Below are 16,221 nucleotides of genomic sequence, written 5' to 3' on the forward strand. Positions count from 1 at the left end.
CGGCGTGTACTTCTTGCGCTGTTGACTCACAATGAACATCCTCTCCTACGGACACAAGATCCGCACTAATAGGGTGTCCACTAAACGAGGGTAACCTCACATCGAAAACGCCCAAGGCCTCTGCACCCGATGCAACCTCGCCAAAGAAGCCCTCACCGTCACCACCACAACCACCAACACCACACCCCACACCACCACCTGGACCACCCCAACAGGCCGCACCTACACCAGCACCACACCCACATACGACAGCTAGGCAACCTGAACACCACGGGAAGAACGCTCGCGACAGATGCGAGAGTCTCGACAGATGCAAGAGTCTGAGGAAGCGGCCGCGCTGCCGAAAGCGGCACGCCGCCATTAGCGAGAGGACACCAGAGCCATTCGTGGAGATTGTCCGGGGGGCGAGAGGCGTCCCCTGCATTGGAGCGATGGGGCGCCTCAGTTCTGCCACGGGTCCCGGCCCGCGCACCTAGGATTGAGAGCGTGAGCACTAACGAACAGAAGAATGACCTTCGACAGGGCGCGGGCGAGCGTCGGAACGAAAACCTGGCTGCCACCGGCACCGACCCCAACACCAACAGTTCCGCCTCCACCGCCTACGCGACCCAACGCCCGAGCCGCATGCTCTCGAGCGTGTGGGGCGACGAGCAGCACGCCGTCGAAGCCGCGCAAAAGTGGGCACGCGAGCACACCGCTCTCGCCCACGACCCCAAGGCCACAGCGCGCCCCGCGGCTGAGCTCGACGCCGCAGTCAAGGCCCTCGCCGGCGAGATGATCACGGAAGAGGGCATCGGCGCCGACCGCGCCCTCGAGATCTACGAGAACATCCTCATCCCGGCAACCCGCGCCGCCGACGACCCCATGAACCTCGCCTACATTCCCGGCGCACCCACGCGCGCGGCCGTCGCCTTCGACAACGTCGTGAGCGCCGCTAACGTTTTCGGCGGCGTGTGGGAAGCCGGAGCGGGCGCAATCTGGGCCGAGAACCAGGTGCTGCGGTGGCTCATGGATCTGCTCGGCTGGCCCGAAGAGTCCGCTGGCGCCTTCGTCTCGGGAGGCACAAGCGGCAACCTTTCGGCGCTCGCCACGGCACGCGAGAAGGCCCGCGAAGAATGGGCCGCCCGCGGCGTGTTCATGGACGGCCGCCCCACAACCGGCTTCAAGGTCGCGTGCGCGAGCAGCGCCCACTCCTCGATCCGCAGCGCGGCGCGCCTCCTCGACGTCGAAGTCGTGACCGTTCCCGTTGATGAGCGCGGACACCTGAGCGGCCCGAATCTCGCACGCGCCCTCGACGAGAACCCCGGCGTGTTCGCAGTTGTCGCCTCGGGCGGCACGACCAACGCCGGCATCGTTGACGACATCCGCTCCGTGGTCGAGGTCGCTCACGCGCGCGGCGTGTGGGTTCACATCGACGGCGCTTACGGTGGCGCCGCCCTCGCTGCCCCGAGCGCGCGCCCGCGCTTCGACGGCATCGAACAGGCCGATTCCTTCATCGTCGACCCCCACAAGTGGCTCTTCGCCCCATACGATTGCTGCGCCCTCGTGTACCGGGACCCGAGCCCCGCCTACCGCGCGCATTCTCAGCACGCCGAATACTTGGATTCAATCGTGAGGTCCGACGCTAACCCGAGCGATCTCGCGGCCCATCTTTCGCGTCGCACGCGCGGCCTCCCGCTGTGGTATTCGCTGCTGACGCACGGCACGGCGAAGTACTCCGAAGCGATCGAGAAGTGCCTTTCGACCTCGCGCGCGGTGCGCCGCGGTATTGACGACATCGACCACCTCGAAATGGTCATCGAACCCGAGCTGAGCGTTCTCGTGTTCCGCCGCCCCGGCTGGACCGACGAGCAGTATCACGAGTGGTCGCAGCGCATGGCCCGCGACGGCGTGATCCTGTGCATCCCCACCAAGCACGGCGGCGAAACGGTGCTGCGACTTGTGTTCGTGAACCCCGATACGGAAGCGGACCGCGTAATCGCGGTTTTGCGCGACACGATGGCCTAACGCGCGTCTCAGAGCGAGTCCGCGAGCGCGAGGCTCTCGAATTCGGCAAGCACCGTTTCATCGGCATCGCCCGCGGCGCGAGCGCGTGCCATACGGCGTCGCATCGCCTCAATCTCGTGCGCTGCGGCTCGGTCTCGGCCGTCGGCTCGCATGTGCGCGAGCAGGTGTGCGCGTGCCCGAAGCGCCGAAATCGTCGCATCGCGGCGCAACTCGGGGGTGCTATCGAGGTCGTCGGCGACGCGCTCCGCAAGGCGCGCGACCTCATCGTGCGCGGCAACTTCAGCCCGCTCCCGCCCCATCATGCCGAGTGCTTGCGCCCGGATCCGCTCGGCGTGCCACTGACCTGCGAGGTCGCCTGCGCGATCCGCAAGAATTTTTGCGCGGTTAACGGGGATCAGCGCCTCATCCGGATTGCCGAGAGCGAGGCGCGCAATCGCGATCGACGACCACGCGTGGAAGCGCACATGCGAAGCCTCGACGTTCGGCGCAAGCTCCGCCACAACGGCAAGAGGTCGATCCACCGCCTCTGCTCGCTCAGCCACGAGTGCAGCGCGCACGAGGGTAAGGCCCAGTTCAACGGCAACGTCGGGAACACGGGCCACAGCGTCGTTCTCCCCCGCGGCTTCACACCACGCAAATGCCTCTGCTGCGGCATCGTAGGCATCCGTCGGACTAAAAACGCGCGCCCTTCGCCCTGAACGCACACCCCCAGGGTCGAGCACAGAAAGCGCGAACCTCTGCAAGAGAAGCGCTCGAAGAGCCTGGTCACGACCTTCCGCAGCCTCGAGCTTTTCGAGCGCAGCCCTGCATAACGCAGGCGACGGCGGCACAGCCGAAGTCACGATCTCGACCGCTCGCCGCTCGAACGATTCCGACGGTTGCCCCGCACACCACGCCTCCAACCCTGCACGCCGCTCCCGCGCGAAAGCACGCCGATCGGCGACGGCAAAAAGCGGTGCATGCCATGTGAAAAGCGAGCCGGCATCACATTCGTGCGCGGCTCGCTTTTTCATGGTCTCAGGCTATCAATCGCGAAATTCTACTTCTTGGCCTTCGCGATGATTGCTTTCACGAGGTCGGCTTTGAGCGTGCCGGGCTTTTCACCGTCGCCCATCCATTCCTCGCCATCGATGTATACCGTCGGGGTGCCCACCTGGCGTTCCTGGCCGACCTCTTCGATAGTCGCGACGTAGTCGCGGTACTTCTCGTCGAGGACGGCGTTCTTGACCTCTTCACTCGCGCCGGCCTTCACCGCGGCTTCGGCAACCTCGGCCGTATCGGGCGTGGGGTCCTCCGGCGATTCGGGCTGGAGCGCGAACATCGCGTCGTTCATGCCCCAGAACAGCTTCGGATCCTCAGCCCACGACGCGACGACGGCACTCGCCGTATCGTTCGAGAAATTGAGGCCCGTGACCTTATCGAGCATCGGGCGCGGGTACACGCGATAGTTGATATACCCCTTCTCAACGAGCTCGCGAATGTCCTTATCCTGCGCCTCGGCAAAGAGCTTGCAGTGAGGGCAGCGGTAATCGACGAGCAACTCGACGGCCGGCCCCTTGGAATCGGGGTTGAACTCGAGGTAGGGCCTCGATTCGTCGAACGGCACGCTGACCGCAGCGCTCTGCGTGGGCGACGGCAGGGCGGGGGCGGCGTCGGCATCGCCGGAGTCCGACGCTTGCCCGCCTCCCTTGCTCCCGGAGTTTCCGCATGCGGCAAGAAGTGCCGCGGCGGTTGCGCCACCAGCAAAAATCGCGGCGCGGCGGGTGGTGACAAGGCGGTTCAGGGCAGGTTCGTGCGAAGTCTTGTGACTATCCATGGAGCTATTGTGGCGCTTCCGGTTGAAGAAGCCTCGGGACTCATGGGGACTGAGACGAAAATCGTGCGAAATGTTCACGATGTGGGCAGCGGGCGGAGCGGAGCAGGGCGCTCACGTGAAGCCGGAAGTTCCATGACAATAGTTTCGTGGCGAAGGCCCGAATCACTGATCCACTCTTTCGTTTCCCCCGTGCGCGCGTACCCAAGGCGCTCCCAAAACGGGAGGACGTCGGCGTTGGTGTCGACCACCGTGAGGCGCCACCGCGCAGGAAACTCGGCGCGAAGTGCTCGGTGAAAGGCACGGGCGAGCCCACGACCTTGATGGCTTGTGCGCAGCTGAAGAAGGCCGAGATACGTGATGTCCGGGGACGGCCACCCCACGACAAACGAGGCGACTCCCGCGAGTTCATCGTCGACCCACAGACCCACGACGTGGTGATCATCGGCGCTCACCTCGGGCGGTTTGTCGCTCAGGAGCGAGGCCACAGTGCGGGAATCGGCTTGCTCGCCGTTGACGCGCATCGCGTAGCCGCCGTCATCCCGAAGAACGCGAAGAATCTCGTCGCTATCGGTCGAATCGAGGGAGCGAACCACGAGCATTGAGGATCGCTCCTTTCTTGCGGTTATTGAGTGGCGGCTGGCCGCCAATTATGCCGTAGCGTGGGCCAACTTGACGGTCGCACCACCAGCAGAAAGTGTGGCGCCTTCGATTGAAGACGCCTCGGATTCTTGGTGGCCGAGACGAAAACGTGAAAAATGTTCACGATATGGGCAGCGGGGAGCGTCTCGCGCGTGCTGCGGATCAAAATCGTGGGCGAGTTTCGCGGATCTGTCATCAAGCGACAAGCGCCGGCCCACGCCGTGCGCGGCGTCGACTACAAGCCCGGCATCTTTACGAAAGTGCGCGTGCGGGTCGAAGGCGGGCGGGATGTCACCCTGATACCGAATAAGAAGCACGACGCCGAGCGCTTCCGCGACGATCTCGATCTACCGGCGTCGGCAGATAATCCTCGATACGCGAGAATGCATCCTGACCGACTCCAAAGCGTTCGATGGCCATCTGGCGCAGGGCTGACTGAATGAATCCGAAAACGCCACAGAGTGGACCTCGCCGGGTAAGCGTAACCTCACGGTCGAAATCGTCTTGTACCTGCCTGATCATGAAAGGAAGAAGCTCCTGGATCGGCCCTCCGCGAATCGCGAGAATATCCATCTGCGAATGCTTGGAGGCCAGAGTCCGCTGAAAGGGTTCAAAACCGCAAAGTCATCGAGGATTTCCGTACGCTCGAAGTCGAGAGCGGGACCACGATTTGCGACACGCTCGAGGAGACACCCCACATCGCGCCCAGCCTGGCCAGCCTCAGGCTACGCCTCCCCTCGTCGCCCTTGACCTAGATGGTCACCGACAACCCTTCGGCACCGAAGCGGGCCGCATAGTCGCCTTACTCGGAAAGGTAGTCCGTCGCAACAGGCCATCATCTACCTCCTCCACGTGGGATTCTCAAACCTCAGATCACAACTGCACACGTTTTACTCCCCCGTAGTACTGATCGCCGGGCACTTCCGGACCTCTAGCACGCCGGACGTGCCCATCCACTGCAGAAGCTCGCTGCGTGGTTGTTGGCGTTAGGTGAGTTCGGCGATGCCTACACGCAGGGCAAAGAGCGCAAGCTGTACGCGGTCCCGGGATTGGGTCTTGGCGCGGAGGTTGCCGATGTGAGTTTTGATGGTGGGCATGGTGAGCCAGAGTTCGTCGCAGATTTCCTGGTTGGTTCGGCCTCTGGCGATGAGAGCGAGGATGTCGTGTTCTCGGGGTGTGAGTTCATCCGCGAGGCGATGATCGGTAGGTGAGGCTTCAACTGCGGAACCTCGCGGGCGCTTCCGGAACGTCGTGAAGAGTCGGCGGGTGGGGCCGGGTGAAATGACGGCGTCGCCGCCGTAAACGGTGCGGATCGCGGCGACGACATCGTCGGGAGCGGTGTTCTTGACCAGAAAGCCTGATGCGCCGGACTCGATTGCGGAGAGCACGTATTCGTCGGTGTCGAAGGTGGTCAGGATGATGATCTTGCTCGATGTACCAGCGGCGACGAGCCGCTGAGTGGCGGCGAGCCCATCGAGGGTGGGCATCTGGATGTCGAGGAGTAAGATGCTCGGCGCTTCACGAGCATGCTGGCGGAGAACATCGGTTCCATCGATGGCCTGCCAGAGGACGCACATGTCGGGTTGTGCGTCGAGGATCATCGCGAGTCCCTCGGTGAACAGGAGTTCGTCGTCGGCCAGTCCGATCGTGATCATGACCGTCTCCAGGGCAGAGTCGCTTCGACGCGCCATCCTCCGGTGTTCGAATCAGGGCCGGCGGTGAGCGTGCCTCCGAGTGCGCGCGCACGTTCCTGCATCCCAATGATCCCACGGTGCGAGTCATCTCGTAGCGAGGTGTGCGGGTCACTGATCGCGGAATTCAGAACGGTCAGTTCGACATCGTGATCGTGTACAAGGATGCGGACACTACCGTTTGCACCGTCAGCGTGTTTCAACATGTTGGTGAGGCTTTCCTGGATGATCCGGTAACCGGCGAGACCGACCTGATCGGGGATCGATGAGAGGTCCCCTTCGATGTGCAGCCGGATCGCAGATCTCGTATATTGCAAGTCGCTTATGAGTTCACCGACATCCCGCAACGTCGGGGTGGGGCGCATGGATGCGTCGCCGTCGGCATCAGTGGTGAATACGCAGATGAGACCGCGTACGTCATCGACGGCGGTACGGCTCAGGCGCCCAATGTTTGCGAGTATCTGATCGGCGCGCTGCAGATCGGTGCGCATGACGTAGCGGGCGCCTTCCGCCTGTACCGCGATCGTGTTTAGGGAGTGGCCGAGCACATCATGCATCTCACGAGCAATGCGGGTGCGCTCATCGACAGCAGCGAGCCGCCGCTCTACCTCCTGTCGCGCTTCAAGGAATGCTGTGCGCTCAAGAGCATCTTCGTAGCGTGTTCTCCGGTTGCGCCGGATCACGCCCACTAAGACGGCGATAGTGATCTGCGCCGCAGCGGCTACAGCGGTCACCAGTCTTATCTTCGCGCCGCTGTCCGGTATGGGCGCGGGCGAGGTGAGTACCGCCGCTCCTGCACCGACGTAAATGGCAGCGCCGTACCCCCACCGCCACGGCGGAAGCAGTCGCGTCTGCGTGGTGTATGCCGCAATCGAGCAGACCGCACCGGCGAAGACGGTCAGCTCTCGCACCGCTACGAGATGCACGACAAGCAGAACCCCAACGACAGCGAGAACGAGTCGCGGGCGCAGGCGGCGAAAGACTAGCGCGATCGAACAACCAAACACGACAATGCCGAAAGCTGTCTGCTCGGGCGTCGCGAACGACAGAGCGGGTCGGCTGATCGCCCCGAGAACACCGACGATTACCGCGAGAAAGATATCGGCGACCCAGGGGCTCGCCTGCCAGATGACACGGAGCCGTCTACGTATCGCGGGGCTAGTGAACGGTTCCATACCTGACTAGCGTACGGCGCAGTCCTGGATTGGGCTTCATACCCCGGTATGAAGCCCAACTTCGTGCCACAGCACGATCCGCTGCACGGCCGGCCCGGGGATCGTAGATAACGTGACCGATCCGAATGAAACGAGGCACGTATGAACAGCGCCATCACTACTCACGAACTGACCAAACAGTTCAAGACCCACACGGCCGTCGATTCCCTGAACCTTGACGTCCCGCAGGGCGAGGTGTACGGGTTCCTCGGCCCGAACGGTTCGGGCAAGTCGACCACGATGAAGATGATCCTGGGCCTGACCCAGCCGACCAGCGGCGACATCGAAGTCCTCGGCGAACCGCTCACGCGCGCATCGCGCACCAAGCTGCTGCCGTCGATCGGGTCGATGATCGAAGCTCCTCCCGGATACGGGCACCTCACTGGCCGCGAAAACATGCGGATCATTCAAGACATGCTCGACCTGTCCGCGGCACAGATCGACCACGCACTGGCGACGGTCAGGTTGACCAAGCATCAGCACAAGCTCGTCCGCAACTACTCCTTGGGCATGAAGCAGCGCCTCGGTATCGCCATGGCGCTCGCACGTGATCCTGCGCTGTTGATTCTCGACGAGCCTACGAACGGTTTAGATCCCGCCGGGATCGAGGAAATCCGCATGCTGCTTGTGGACCTGGCCAGTCAAGGGATCACCGTGATGGTATCGAGCCACCTGCTCGACGAGATCGACAAGATGGCCAGCGTCCTGGGCATCCTCTCCAGCGGGAAGATGATCTTCCAGGGCAGCCGCGACCAGCTCTTCGAACAGTCCGTGCCCGATCTGATCATCGAGACCTCCGACCCGCAGGCCGCCCTCGCACAAGGGCTCACTGCGACGCGGGTTCCCGAGGGCATCCGGATGAGCGGGATAGACAAGGGCCAGGCCGCGAAAGTCATTTACCAGCTCGCTGTCGCAGGTGTCCCAATCTACGAAGTGCGTCGTGTTGCTCAGAGCCTCGAAGACGTGTTCATGGATCTCACCGGCAGGGGTGGGCTGCTATGAAGCGCACAATCCGACTCGAATTTCGTAAAATGCGCCGCTTGCGCACGTTCCCCATCACCGCAATCCTCGTCATCGCCGTCGCGGGTCTGTCCAGCTTCTCCCTCTTCGCGGGCAGCACGCAGGAATCGTTCAACGACCCGGACGCGTTGCCCTGGGCGGGCCTGATGGTGACCTACACCCTCATGGCCGCGATGACCTCCCCGATCCTCGCCGCCGTGCTCGCCAGCCGACAGACCGACATCGAACACTCTGGCATCGGCTGGACCCTCGCCTCCACCGCTGGCTACTCACCCGGCATGCTGTGCCGGGCGAAACTCGTCGCGCTCAGCGCGGTCCTGCTGCCCGCCGTGATCGTGCAGACCCTGCTCGTGATCGGTATCGGCCTGTTCGCCGGTATCCGCGTGCCCCTCGATCCGGGGCCGTGGGTTCTGTACACGGGGCTGCTGTTCCTCATCGATGTCGCGTTCCTCGCGCTGCACATCTGGCTCGCCGCCATCGTGGAGAACCAGCTCGTCTCCGTCGGCGTCGGCATGCTCGGCGCGTTCCTCGGCGTCTTCACACTCCTCACCTCGACCGCCATCGCCCGGCTCATCCCCTGGGGGTACTACGCCATGATCTCCCCAATCGGGCAACAGGGAGACCGCCTCGTGTATCTCACGCCGCCGTTCGGATGGATCGCCGGCTTCCTCATCCTCGTCGGCATCGTCTTCGTCGTCGCCACCCGACATCTCGACCGGATCGAAAGGTAACCCCGTGCTCCGCGCAGAAATCCTCAAACTCAAGCGCTCCGCCACCTGGATCATTGCGCTCATCCTCCCGCTGCTGGCCGTCACCACCGGGACGATCAACCTCGCCAACAACCCCGACACCCTCGACGCCGGATGGGCATCCTTCACCTCGCAGGTCACCCTCTTCTACGGACTACTGTTCTTCTCCATCGGGATCGGCTTGATCGCGTCCACCGCCTGGCGGGTGGAACACCGCGGCACCAACTGGAACCTCCTCCTGACCACCACCCGCAAGCCCGTCAAGCTGGTCGTCGCCAAGGTCCTGGTCATCATGATCCCCGTCGCGTTCATGCAGCTCGTCCTCGTCGCAGGCACCCTGATCTCGGGCACGCTCGTACTCGGGCTAGAGGGAGCGATCCCGTGGCAGTTCGCCCTCATCGGCGCGATCTCCGTCCTCGCGGCCCTGCCTTTGATCGCCATCCAATCTCTGCTGTCAATGCTGCTCAAGTCATTCGCGGCACCCGTCGCAATCTGCCTGCTCGGATGCGTCGTCGGCGTCGCTACCGTGACCAGCGAAGCCCTACGCCCACTGAGCTTCCTCTGGCCGCAAGCCATTAACACCCGCGCCCTGAACCTCGGATCGACCGCGCTCGCTGGCTCTGGTGGGCTCAGCGCCCAGAGCGCGTTGCCGCTCATCGGTACGGCGCTCGGCCCTGCACTGATCATCGTTCTACTCACCGTCACGGCGATCCGCACCGTCAAACTCCGTTGAATGGCCAGCATGCACACCGCCCACGTCCAAGAAGATCGGGACACACTCATGGATCTTGCAAGTAGCGATGTCCGCAAGTGGAACCATAGGAAGCAGACGTTATAGCCGTGTCCGCGAAGGGATGCGCTTGCACGTTCACTGGCATCGCGATGCAACCTCGCGTCGCAGTGATCGACCGCTTCATTACTCGCATCGGCACAGTAGGAAGAGGCGGCAGATGTACTTCGCCAAGCTCGCCCGAGCCCAGTGGGCCATTACTATCTCCTCGCTCTTCTCAAAAAAGAACGGAGCCGCACCCGCGTCTGCCTCGACCAGATCACCACGCGTCTCGACCCCCTCGCGCACCAACATCGATGCCCCGACCGAGGTCACCGCAGATACAAAAGAAGCCCGGCATTACGCCGGGCTTCAATACTTTGTGGAGCTAAGGGGAATCGAACCCCTGACCTTTTCATTGCGAACGAAACGCTCTACCAACTGAGCTATAGCCCCTGAACCGGATCTACTTTACCGCACCAACAAGGCTCGCACCGAATTGGGGCGGTGACTTCCTCATCACGTTTGCAGCGAGGAAAACTCACCGAAGACTCGGTCCCTCATAGCATCGAAGAGTGACGACACCCGCCCCTTCTGCTGCCCCACGCACCGACGCGCGTGCGATCCTCGCGCTCGCGATTCCCGCGCTCGGCGCGCTCGTTGCCGAACCGCTCTTTATTCTCGTGGACTCGGCCTTTGTGGGGCACGTGTCCACGGCTGCCCTCGCTGGCCTCTCGATCGCCTCGACGACCCTCACAACGGTCGTGGGCCTCGCAATCTTCCTCGCGTACTCGACAACGGCAGCGGTGGCCCGCGCCGTGGGCGCCGGCAACATGACGAGGGCGCTCACGAAGGGCATCGATGCGACGTGGCTCGCCGCCCTCATTGGGCTCGCATGCGCGCTCGTGCTGGGCTTCGGCGCGGATGTCGTGATCGGCTTCTTCGGCCCCCGCGCCGAGGTTGCACACGAAGCATCGACATACTTGCAGATCTCCGCCGCAGGCCTTCCGGCGATGCTCATGATCCAGGCGGCCCTCGGTCTCGTGCGCGGCCTTCAGGACACGCGCATCACGCTCATCATCGCGGCCGTGGGGGCAGCGCTCAACGTTCCCATCAATTGGGCCCTCATTTTCGGCCTCAGCCTCGGCATCGCGGGCTCCGCGATCGGCACGCTCATCTGCCAGTGGGGTATGGCGGCGTGGTACATCGGGATTATCGTGCGCGGGGCCCGACGCCACTCGGTGAGCCTCGCCCCGAACTTCTCGGGCGTGAACTCGGCGTGGCGGGAGGGCCGCTGGCTTTTTATTCGCTCCGTGACGATGCGGATCGTGCTCCTTACGGCCACGGCCATCGCGATCAAGCTCGGCGAAGTCACGCTCGCCGCGCATCAGCTCATGAATTCCGTTTTCTCCCTTACGGCGCTCGCCCTCGACTCCCTCGCGATCGCGGCGCAAGCGCTCACGGGCAAGCACCTCGGGGCGGGCGACCGCAAGAGCGTCGAGTCCGTGACGCGCACGCTCGTGCGCTGGTCTTTCGTCGGCGGGATCGCGGTCGCCGCCGTGCTTCTCCTCGCGTCATTCGTGCTCCCCCAGGTGTTTACGCCCGATCCCGCGGTGCAGCGCTCGCTCACGTGGGCGCTTATCGTGCTGCTCATCGCGCAGCCGCTCGCGGGCTACGTATTCGTGCTCGACGGGGTCTACATGGGCGCGGGCGATGCCCGCTACCTCGGACTCGCCGGGCTCGTCACGATGGGTGCGTATCTCCCGTTTGCCCTGGGGCTCTGGTGGGTGTCCGACGCCGGCCTGCTTCCCGCTGATTCCCCGTTCGCACTGGCACTTCTGTGGGCCATCTTCACGTTCGTGTTCCTGGCCTCGCGCGCCGCGACACTCTGGTGGCGCGGCCGAAGCGACGCGTGGATGCACCTCGAAGAACACGAGAACGCCGAGGCGTAGGCGAGCGTCGGAACCACCCTACGGGACGCTTGCCTGCACGAGCCTGCCGTGCCCACGCACTGTGAGGGGTCCTTCGCTCGCGGCGATAAAGACGGCCTCGCCCCGCTCAAGCGTGTCCACTCCCGCCGAGGTTTCGAGGGTGAGCGGCCCCTCGATGCACAACACGATGCGCGGGCCAGTGCCCACGAGCGTGCGCGCCACCGCGTCCGCGTTCGTCCCGCCCGTCTCGCTCGTGAACGTCGAGAGCTCGAAGTCGTCGATCGGCGCGAAGTAGGCGCTCGTGGCGTCGCTCAGGCGCTCGGGCGCGATGCGGATCGGCGGGGCGGCGGTCACGGACACGCACTGGAGGAGCTCGTCGGCGTCGACTTTCTTGGGGGTGATGCCGGCGCGCAACACGTTATCGCTTGAGGCCATGATTTCGACCGCGAAACCGCTCAAATACGAATGCAGAGCACCCGCGGGAACAAACATCGCTTCGCCCGGTTTGAGTGACACGGGGTTGAGCAGGAGCGTTGCGGCAACGCCGGGATCGCCGGGGTATTTCTCGTTGAGCAGCGCCACGGCTCGGTCGATGCGAGGGGAGGGCGAGCGGTGCGACTCGAGGCGCGCCGCGCATTCGTTGGCAAGCACCGTGATGTCGGCCGGCTCCGGACGCATGGCAGGGGCGACGAGCATGCGAAAAGCCGCGCGCATTCCGTGCGCGCTCGGCTGCGAAACCAGGAGGGCGAGCATGCGTTTCGCGAGCGGCGCCTCGAGCCCCTCGAGGATCGAGGCGGCCTTGCGCGGGGTGCGGAATCCGCACAGTGCCTCGAAGGGTTCGAGGGCGAGGACCATTTCTGGTTTGTGGTTCGCATCGCGGTAGTTGCGCTCGGGAGAGTCCAGCGGGAGGCCCGCGGCGTTCTCCGCCGCGAAGCATTCGCGCGCATGCTCTCGCGTGGGGTGCACCTGGAGTGAGAGAGGCTCCGCGGGCGCGATGAGCTTCATTAGGTACGGCAGTGCGCCATCAAACGCACGCGCGACGGAATCGCCAAGCATCCCTTCGGGGTCGGCGCTGATCGCTTCGTTGAGCGCGAGATCGCTCGAGGCCACGGTGGCGGGAGCGAGCGGGTGAGCACCGAACCACAGTTCGGCCCAAGGCTCGCCGTCGGCTGCCGTTCGAAGGAATCGTGGCAGAACGGTGGGCGAGCCCCACGCGTAGCGCTGGCGATGGCCGTTGATTCGCCGCATCCTCTGCCTTCCGCCGCCAAGGTGTTACGAGAATCAATCCTAAACATACCCCCCACCCCATAAGGAAACCTTTGGGCGCCTGTAGACTTGCAGGCATGGATCCTCGCAGACTCGTGATCTTCAACAGGGTGGTCACCAAAGGCTCGATTGGCGCTGCGGCGCGTGAACTCGGCTGGACTCAGCCCGCGGTTTCTCAGCACATCGCGGCCCTCGAAAAGGACACGGGCATGCAGCTCGTCGTGCGCGGTACGGGTGGCGTGACCCCCACCGAAGCTGGGGCCCGTCTCGCCGTGCACGCCGCCGCTATCGCGGCGAACCTCGAGGCAGCGGAGACCGAAATGAACGACCTCGCCGCCTTGAAGAAGGGGCTCGTGCGCTGCGCCGCCTTCCCCTCGGCTGCCGCCATGCTGCTACCGCCAACCCTCGCCCGCATGGATAAGGACTACCCCGGCATCGAGCTCGGCTTCACCGAATGCGAGCCGCCCGAGGCGCTCGAAGGGGTGCGCGGCAATAACTTCGACGTGGCAATGATCTTCCGCTACGCGCAAACCCCGGCTGACGAAAATGAGTCACTCGAGTGGACGCCCATTCTCGCCGATCCCGTGCGCCTCATTCTGCCGCGAAATCATCCCCTCGCTTCGCGCGATGACATCTCGATGAGGGACCTCAAGAACGAGGCGTGGGTTGCGGGATGCGATCGCTGCAGCGCGAACCTCCGCCACCACGCACAGGTCGCGGGCTTCACGCCAAACATTCGGTACTGCACGGACGATTCGACGGTTGCCCAGCGCCTCGTGGGGCACGGCACGGGCGTCGTTGCGCTCCTCCCCGAAATCGCACTTGAGGCCTACCCCAACGATACTGTCGTCATCAAAGAAGTCACCGAACTCGACAATCGCGTGATCGGAATCGTGAACCGGCCCGGCGCCCTCAAGATTCCGGCAATCGCCGCGTTCGTCAACACCCTCCGGCACAACGCGAACGCCCACGGCTGCACGCTCACCCACGCCCACGTCCACCTTGATACGGGCGATCTCAGTGAACTCGAGGCGCTCGCCGACATCGAGGCCAGTGCGCGGGAAGGAGCCGAACAATGACCACTCACAATCGCTCGCACGGCCCATCCGCGATCCGCCTGTGGGCCCGCACACTCATGTTTCTGCTCGTGGGGGCCATTGCCGCGGCGATCTGTGCGTACTACGGGTGGTGGATCACGATGACGATCATCCTCGTGCCGACGCTCTTCTTCGCGTGGTGGGTCTCCCCCGTTCGCAAGGGCCAACACACGCCGTGGCTCGAGGCGCTGCAACGCCGCGCCCCGGATCACGCGATCATCGTGTGGTCACCGGTCAGCCGGCACAGTGCTCAAATCCAGATCGGCCTTCAGCCAACCGACCCCCGCACGACGTGGGTGAACTTCCACCAGGACACCGAGGCGTGGGCGTTCGCGCAGCAGCACGGCGGTTTCGCGGCGCTGCCCATCGCTATCGTGGGCGAGACGATCCTTGAGGGTGCGACCTCGGGCCAAGTTTTCGATGCCCTTGAGAGCACACCCGCCGCGGGCACTAGCGAATCCGGCGAAGAGCCCTCGCGCTAGATCCAGTCGAGGAAGCGGCGCACGTACTCGTCCCACACCGCCCATTCGTGGGCGCCGGGCGTGTACGTCACCTCGTGAGCGTGGCCGCGCTCTTCGAGCGTCCGCACGAATGTGCGCGTCTCTTCGAGCAGGAAATCCTCCGTCCCACACCCGATCCAGAGCCGCGGGAGCGATCCCGGCTCGGCAGCGCGCGCGAGCGCATTCACGTCATCGATTGCGGGGAACTTCCCCTGCTCGACGCCCTCGAAGAACGGCTCGTACACGCTGCCGGCCTCGGGCGTGAGGCCCTGCCCCCACACGCGCGCGGGCATCGCATGCCCGAACTCGGTGTAGTCGCGCTGGGCGACCGCGAGCGCGCCCGAGAATGAGCCTGCCGCAGCGAAGCGTTCGGGCTGGTTGAGCGCGAGTTTCATCGCGCCAAAGCCTCCCATTGAGAGGCCGGCAACGAACGTGTCCTCGCGAGCCGTCGAGACGCGGAAGGTCTGGTTGATGAGGGCGGGAAGCTCCTCGCTTACGTACGTCCAGTATTCTTCGCCGAGCACTTCGTCGGCATAGAACGAACGGCGCACCTCGGGCATGACCACGCAGATCCCCTTCGCGGAGGCGTAGCGCTCGATGCTCGTACGGCGCGTCCATCCCGTGCAGTCATCGCTCAGACCGTGCAGGAGGTACAGGACCCGAACGTGCGGCTCGCCGTTGTCGTCGAGGTCGATCCCTCCCGCCATGCCGATCTGGCCATCGGTCTGCTGCGGATAGAGCACAACGGCGCTCGTTCCCATGCCGAGGGCGGGCGAGTGGAAATCCATGCGTGAGTGAATCATGGCTCCAGCGTAGTCGCCGCTCCACACTCACACCCATCCACATTTGACTAGGGGCGCTAGTCTTGAACATCAAGGGGCTCTAGATTTACCCTATGGTCAAGCCAATAAAGTACCGCGACGCTGCCAAGGTGCTTCGGGCACGAGGGTGGAGACATGACAGTACGCGTGGCTCGCACGAGAAGTGGAAGCACCCCTTGAACCCTTCCCCGATCATCCTTCCAGCTCATCCAGAAATTTCGCCGGGCGTCATTCGAAGCATCGCACGAACGCTCGGCTCCCAAGCACCGAAAGAGTGGAGGTAGCACTCATGGTGGCTTCGCCATTTCACGTCCTTGCTCGCCGCGAAGGTCGATGGTGGGTTGTCGAGATTCCGGCCCTCGATATCGCGACTCAAACACGCAACCTCAAGGATGCCCGCGCCGTCGCAGCCGAGGCCATCGGCCTTTACCTCGATGTCGACGAATCAAAGGTGACCGTCGATCTCTCGATCCAGCTTCCGCGCGACGTGAGCTCGACATGGCAAAAAGCCCGCGACCTTGAGGAAGAGTCTCGAAAGACTTCCGCCGAGGCGGCCCGCCTCTCACGCGCTGCCGTCCGCACCTTGCGCGCAAGCGGCATGAGCCAACGCGACACCGCGGAGGCACTCGGCCTTTCGTATCAGCGCATCGCCCAGCTCGAGAAACAGACCGCTCCCACCTAGTGAAACAGCCCACATAAAA

17 protein-coding genes and 1 tRNA gene are annotated in these 16,221 nt (G+C 64.0%); 10 read left to right on the top strand and 8 right to left on the bottom strand.

The annotated features are described in order from the left end of the window. Positions 1 to 486: 486 nt before the first annotated feature. Complete coding sequence (locus tag E6X30_RS09485) at positions 487 to 2,007, top strand: aminotransferase class V-fold PLP-dependent enzyme (RefSeq protein ID WP_316336100.1); 1,521 nt, start codon at positions 487 to 489, stop codon at positions 2,005 to 2,007. A gap of 8 nt (positions 2,008 to 2,015) precedes the next feature. On the opposite strand, the gene E6X30_RS09490 is transcribed toward E6X30_RS09485, so the two are convergent. The 3 genes from E6X30_RS09490 to E6X30_RS09500 all read right to left on the bottom strand — a co-directional run bounded on the left by E6X30_RS09490 (position 2,016) and on the right by E6X30_RS09500 (position 4,422). Beyond that, positions 2,016 to 3,020, bottom strand: coding sequence for a hypothetical protein (locus E6X30_RS09490; protein ID WP_316336101.1), 1,005 nt, complete (start codon positions 3,018 to 3,020; stop codon positions 2,016 to 2,018). Positions 3,021 to 3,046: 26 nt separating this feature from the next. Next, a complete protein-coding gene (locus tag E6X30_RS09495; protein ID WP_316336102.1) occupies positions 3,047 to 3,823 on the bottom strand; it encodes a thioredoxin domain-containing protein in 777 nt (258 codons plus the stop codon). Between the two features lie 74 nt (positions 3,824 to 3,897). After that, positions 3,898 to 4,422 carry a GNAT family N-acetyltransferase gene (locus E6X30_RS09500; protein ID WP_316336103.1) on the bottom strand — a complete coding sequence of 175 codons (525 nt, stop codon included), beginning with the start codon at positions 4,420 to 4,422 and terminating at the stop codon, positions 3,898 to 3,900. A 192-nt stretch (positions 4,423 to 4,614) separates the two neighbouring features. Here E6X30_RS09500 and E6X30_RS09505 point away from each other — a divergent pair, with 192 nt between their 5' ends. Next, complete coding sequence (locus E6X30_RS09505; protein ID WP_316336104.1) at positions 4,615 to 4,905, top strand: hypothetical protein; 291 nt, start codon at positions 4,615 to 4,617, stop codon at positions 4,903 to 4,905. Positions 4,906 to 5,448: 543 nt separating this feature from the next. Here the strand turns inward: E6X30_RS09505 and E6X30_RS09510 are convergent. Further along, complete coding sequence (locus E6X30_RS09510) at positions 5,449 to 6,117, bottom strand: response regulator transcription factor (protein WP_316336105.1); 669 nt, start codon at positions 6,115 to 6,117, stop codon at positions 5,449 to 5,451. Next, complete coding sequence (locus E6X30_RS09515; protein WP_316336106.1) at positions 6,114 to 7,328, bottom strand: histidine kinase; 1,215 nt, start codon at positions 7,326 to 7,328, stop codon at positions 6,114 to 6,116. Before E6X30_RS09515 ends, E6X30_RS09510 begins: the two co-directional genes overlap by 4 nt. Positions 7,329 to 7,469: 141 nt before the next feature. Between E6X30_RS09515 and E6X30_RS09520 the strand changes: the two genes are divergently transcribed. The 3 genes from E6X30_RS09520 to E6X30_RS09530 are packed head-to-tail and all read left to right on the top strand — an operon-like array spanning position 7,470 to position 9,869. Beyond that, on the top strand, positions 7,470 to 8,369 hold the full coding sequence (locus E6X30_RS09520) for an ATP-binding cassette domain-containing protein (protein ID WP_316336107.1): 900 nt from the start codon (positions 7,470 to 7,472) through the stop codon (positions 8,367 to 8,369). After that, positions 8,366 to 9,118, top strand: coding sequence for an ABC transporter permease (locus tag E6X30_RS09525; RefSeq protein ID WP_316336108.1), 753 nt, complete (start codon positions 8,366 to 8,368; stop codon positions 9,116 to 9,118). The genes E6X30_RS09520 and E6X30_RS09525 overlap by 4 nt, the downstream gene beginning before the upstream one ends. A gap of 4 nt (positions 9,119 to 9,122) precedes the next feature. Beyond that, the gene (locus tag E6X30_RS09530) at positions 9,123 to 9,869 is read left to right on the top strand and encodes an ABC transporter permease (protein ID WP_316336109.1); all 747 of its coding nucleotides are present in this window, start codon (positions 9,123 to 9,125) and stop codon (positions 9,867 to 9,869) included. Positions 9,870 to 10,288: 419 nt separating this feature from the next. Here E6X30_RS09530 and E6X30_RS09535 read toward each other — a convergent pair. Next, positions 10,289 to 10,361: transfer RNA gene (locus E6X30_RS09535), tRNA-Ala, on the bottom strand. A gap of 119 nt (positions 10,362 to 10,480) precedes the next feature. On the opposite strand from E6X30_RS09535, the gene E6X30_RS09540 reads away from it, so the two are divergent. Then, on the top strand, positions 10,481 to 11,857 hold the full coding sequence (locus E6X30_RS09540) for an MATE family efflux transporter (protein ID WP_316336110.1): 1,377 nt from the start codon (positions 10,481 to 10,483) through the stop codon (positions 11,855 to 11,857). 18 nt (positions 11,858 to 11,875) lie between these two features. Here the strand turns inward: E6X30_RS09540 and manA are convergent, their stop codons facing one another. Then, positions 11,876 to 13,084: a mannose-6-phosphate isomerase, class I gene (gene manA, locus E6X30_RS09545; protein ID WP_316336112.1), complete on the bottom strand. Its 1,209-nt coding sequence runs from the start codon at positions 13,082 to 13,084 to the stop codon at positions 11,876 to 11,878. Between the two features lie 95 nt (positions 13,085 to 13,179). Between manA and E6X30_RS09550 the strand changes: the two genes are divergently transcribed. Both E6X30_RS09550 and E6X30_RS09555 read left to right on the top strand, forming a co-directional pair. Continuing rightward, positions 13,180 to 14,181, top strand: a complete 1,002-nt coding sequence (locus tag E6X30_RS09550) for a LysR family transcriptional regulator (RefSeq protein ID WP_316336113.1) — start codon at positions 13,180 to 13,182, stop codon at positions 14,179 to 14,181. Continuing rightward, on the top strand, positions 14,178 to 14,681 hold the full coding sequence (locus tag E6X30_RS09555) for a hypothetical protein (protein WP_316336114.1): 504 nt from the start codon (positions 14,178 to 14,180) through the stop codon (positions 14,679 to 14,681). Before E6X30_RS09550 ends, E6X30_RS09555 begins: the two co-directional genes overlap by 4 nt. Here the strand turns inward: E6X30_RS09555 and E6X30_RS09560 are convergent. Beyond that, positions 14,678 to 15,502, bottom strand: coding sequence for an alpha/beta hydrolase family protein (locus tag E6X30_RS09560; RefSeq protein ID WP_316336115.1), 825 nt, complete (start codon positions 15,500 to 15,502; stop codon positions 14,678 to 14,680). The two genes, E6X30_RS09555 and E6X30_RS09560, sit on opposite strands and share 4 nt — an antisense overlap. Before the next feature lie 92 nt (positions 15,503 to 15,594). Here E6X30_RS09560 and E6X30_RS10385 point away from each other — a divergent pair, with 92 nt between their 5' ends. Together E6X30_RS10385 and E6X30_RS09565 are read left to right on the top strand one after the other, a co-directional pair. Then, entirely contained in the window at positions 15,595 to 15,804 is a 210-nt protein-coding gene (locus E6X30_RS10385; RefSeq protein ID WP_081976409.1) for a type II toxin-antitoxin system HicA family toxin, read from the top strand. A gap of 5 nt (positions 15,805 to 15,809) precedes the next feature. After that, positions 15,810 to 16,202 (top strand): type II toxin-antitoxin system HicB family antitoxin, encoded by a 393-nt coding sequence (locus E6X30_RS09565; protein WP_070435183.1) that lies wholly within the window; start codon positions 15,810 to 15,812, stop codon positions 16,200 to 16,202. The last annotated feature ends 19 nt before the right edge of the window (positions 16,203 to 16,221 follow it).

Source organism: Dermabacter sp., from assembly GCF_032550575.1.
GTDB classification, from domain to species: Bacteria; Actinomycetota; Actinomycetes; order Actinomycetales; family Dermabacteraceae; genus Dermabacter; species Dermabacter hominis.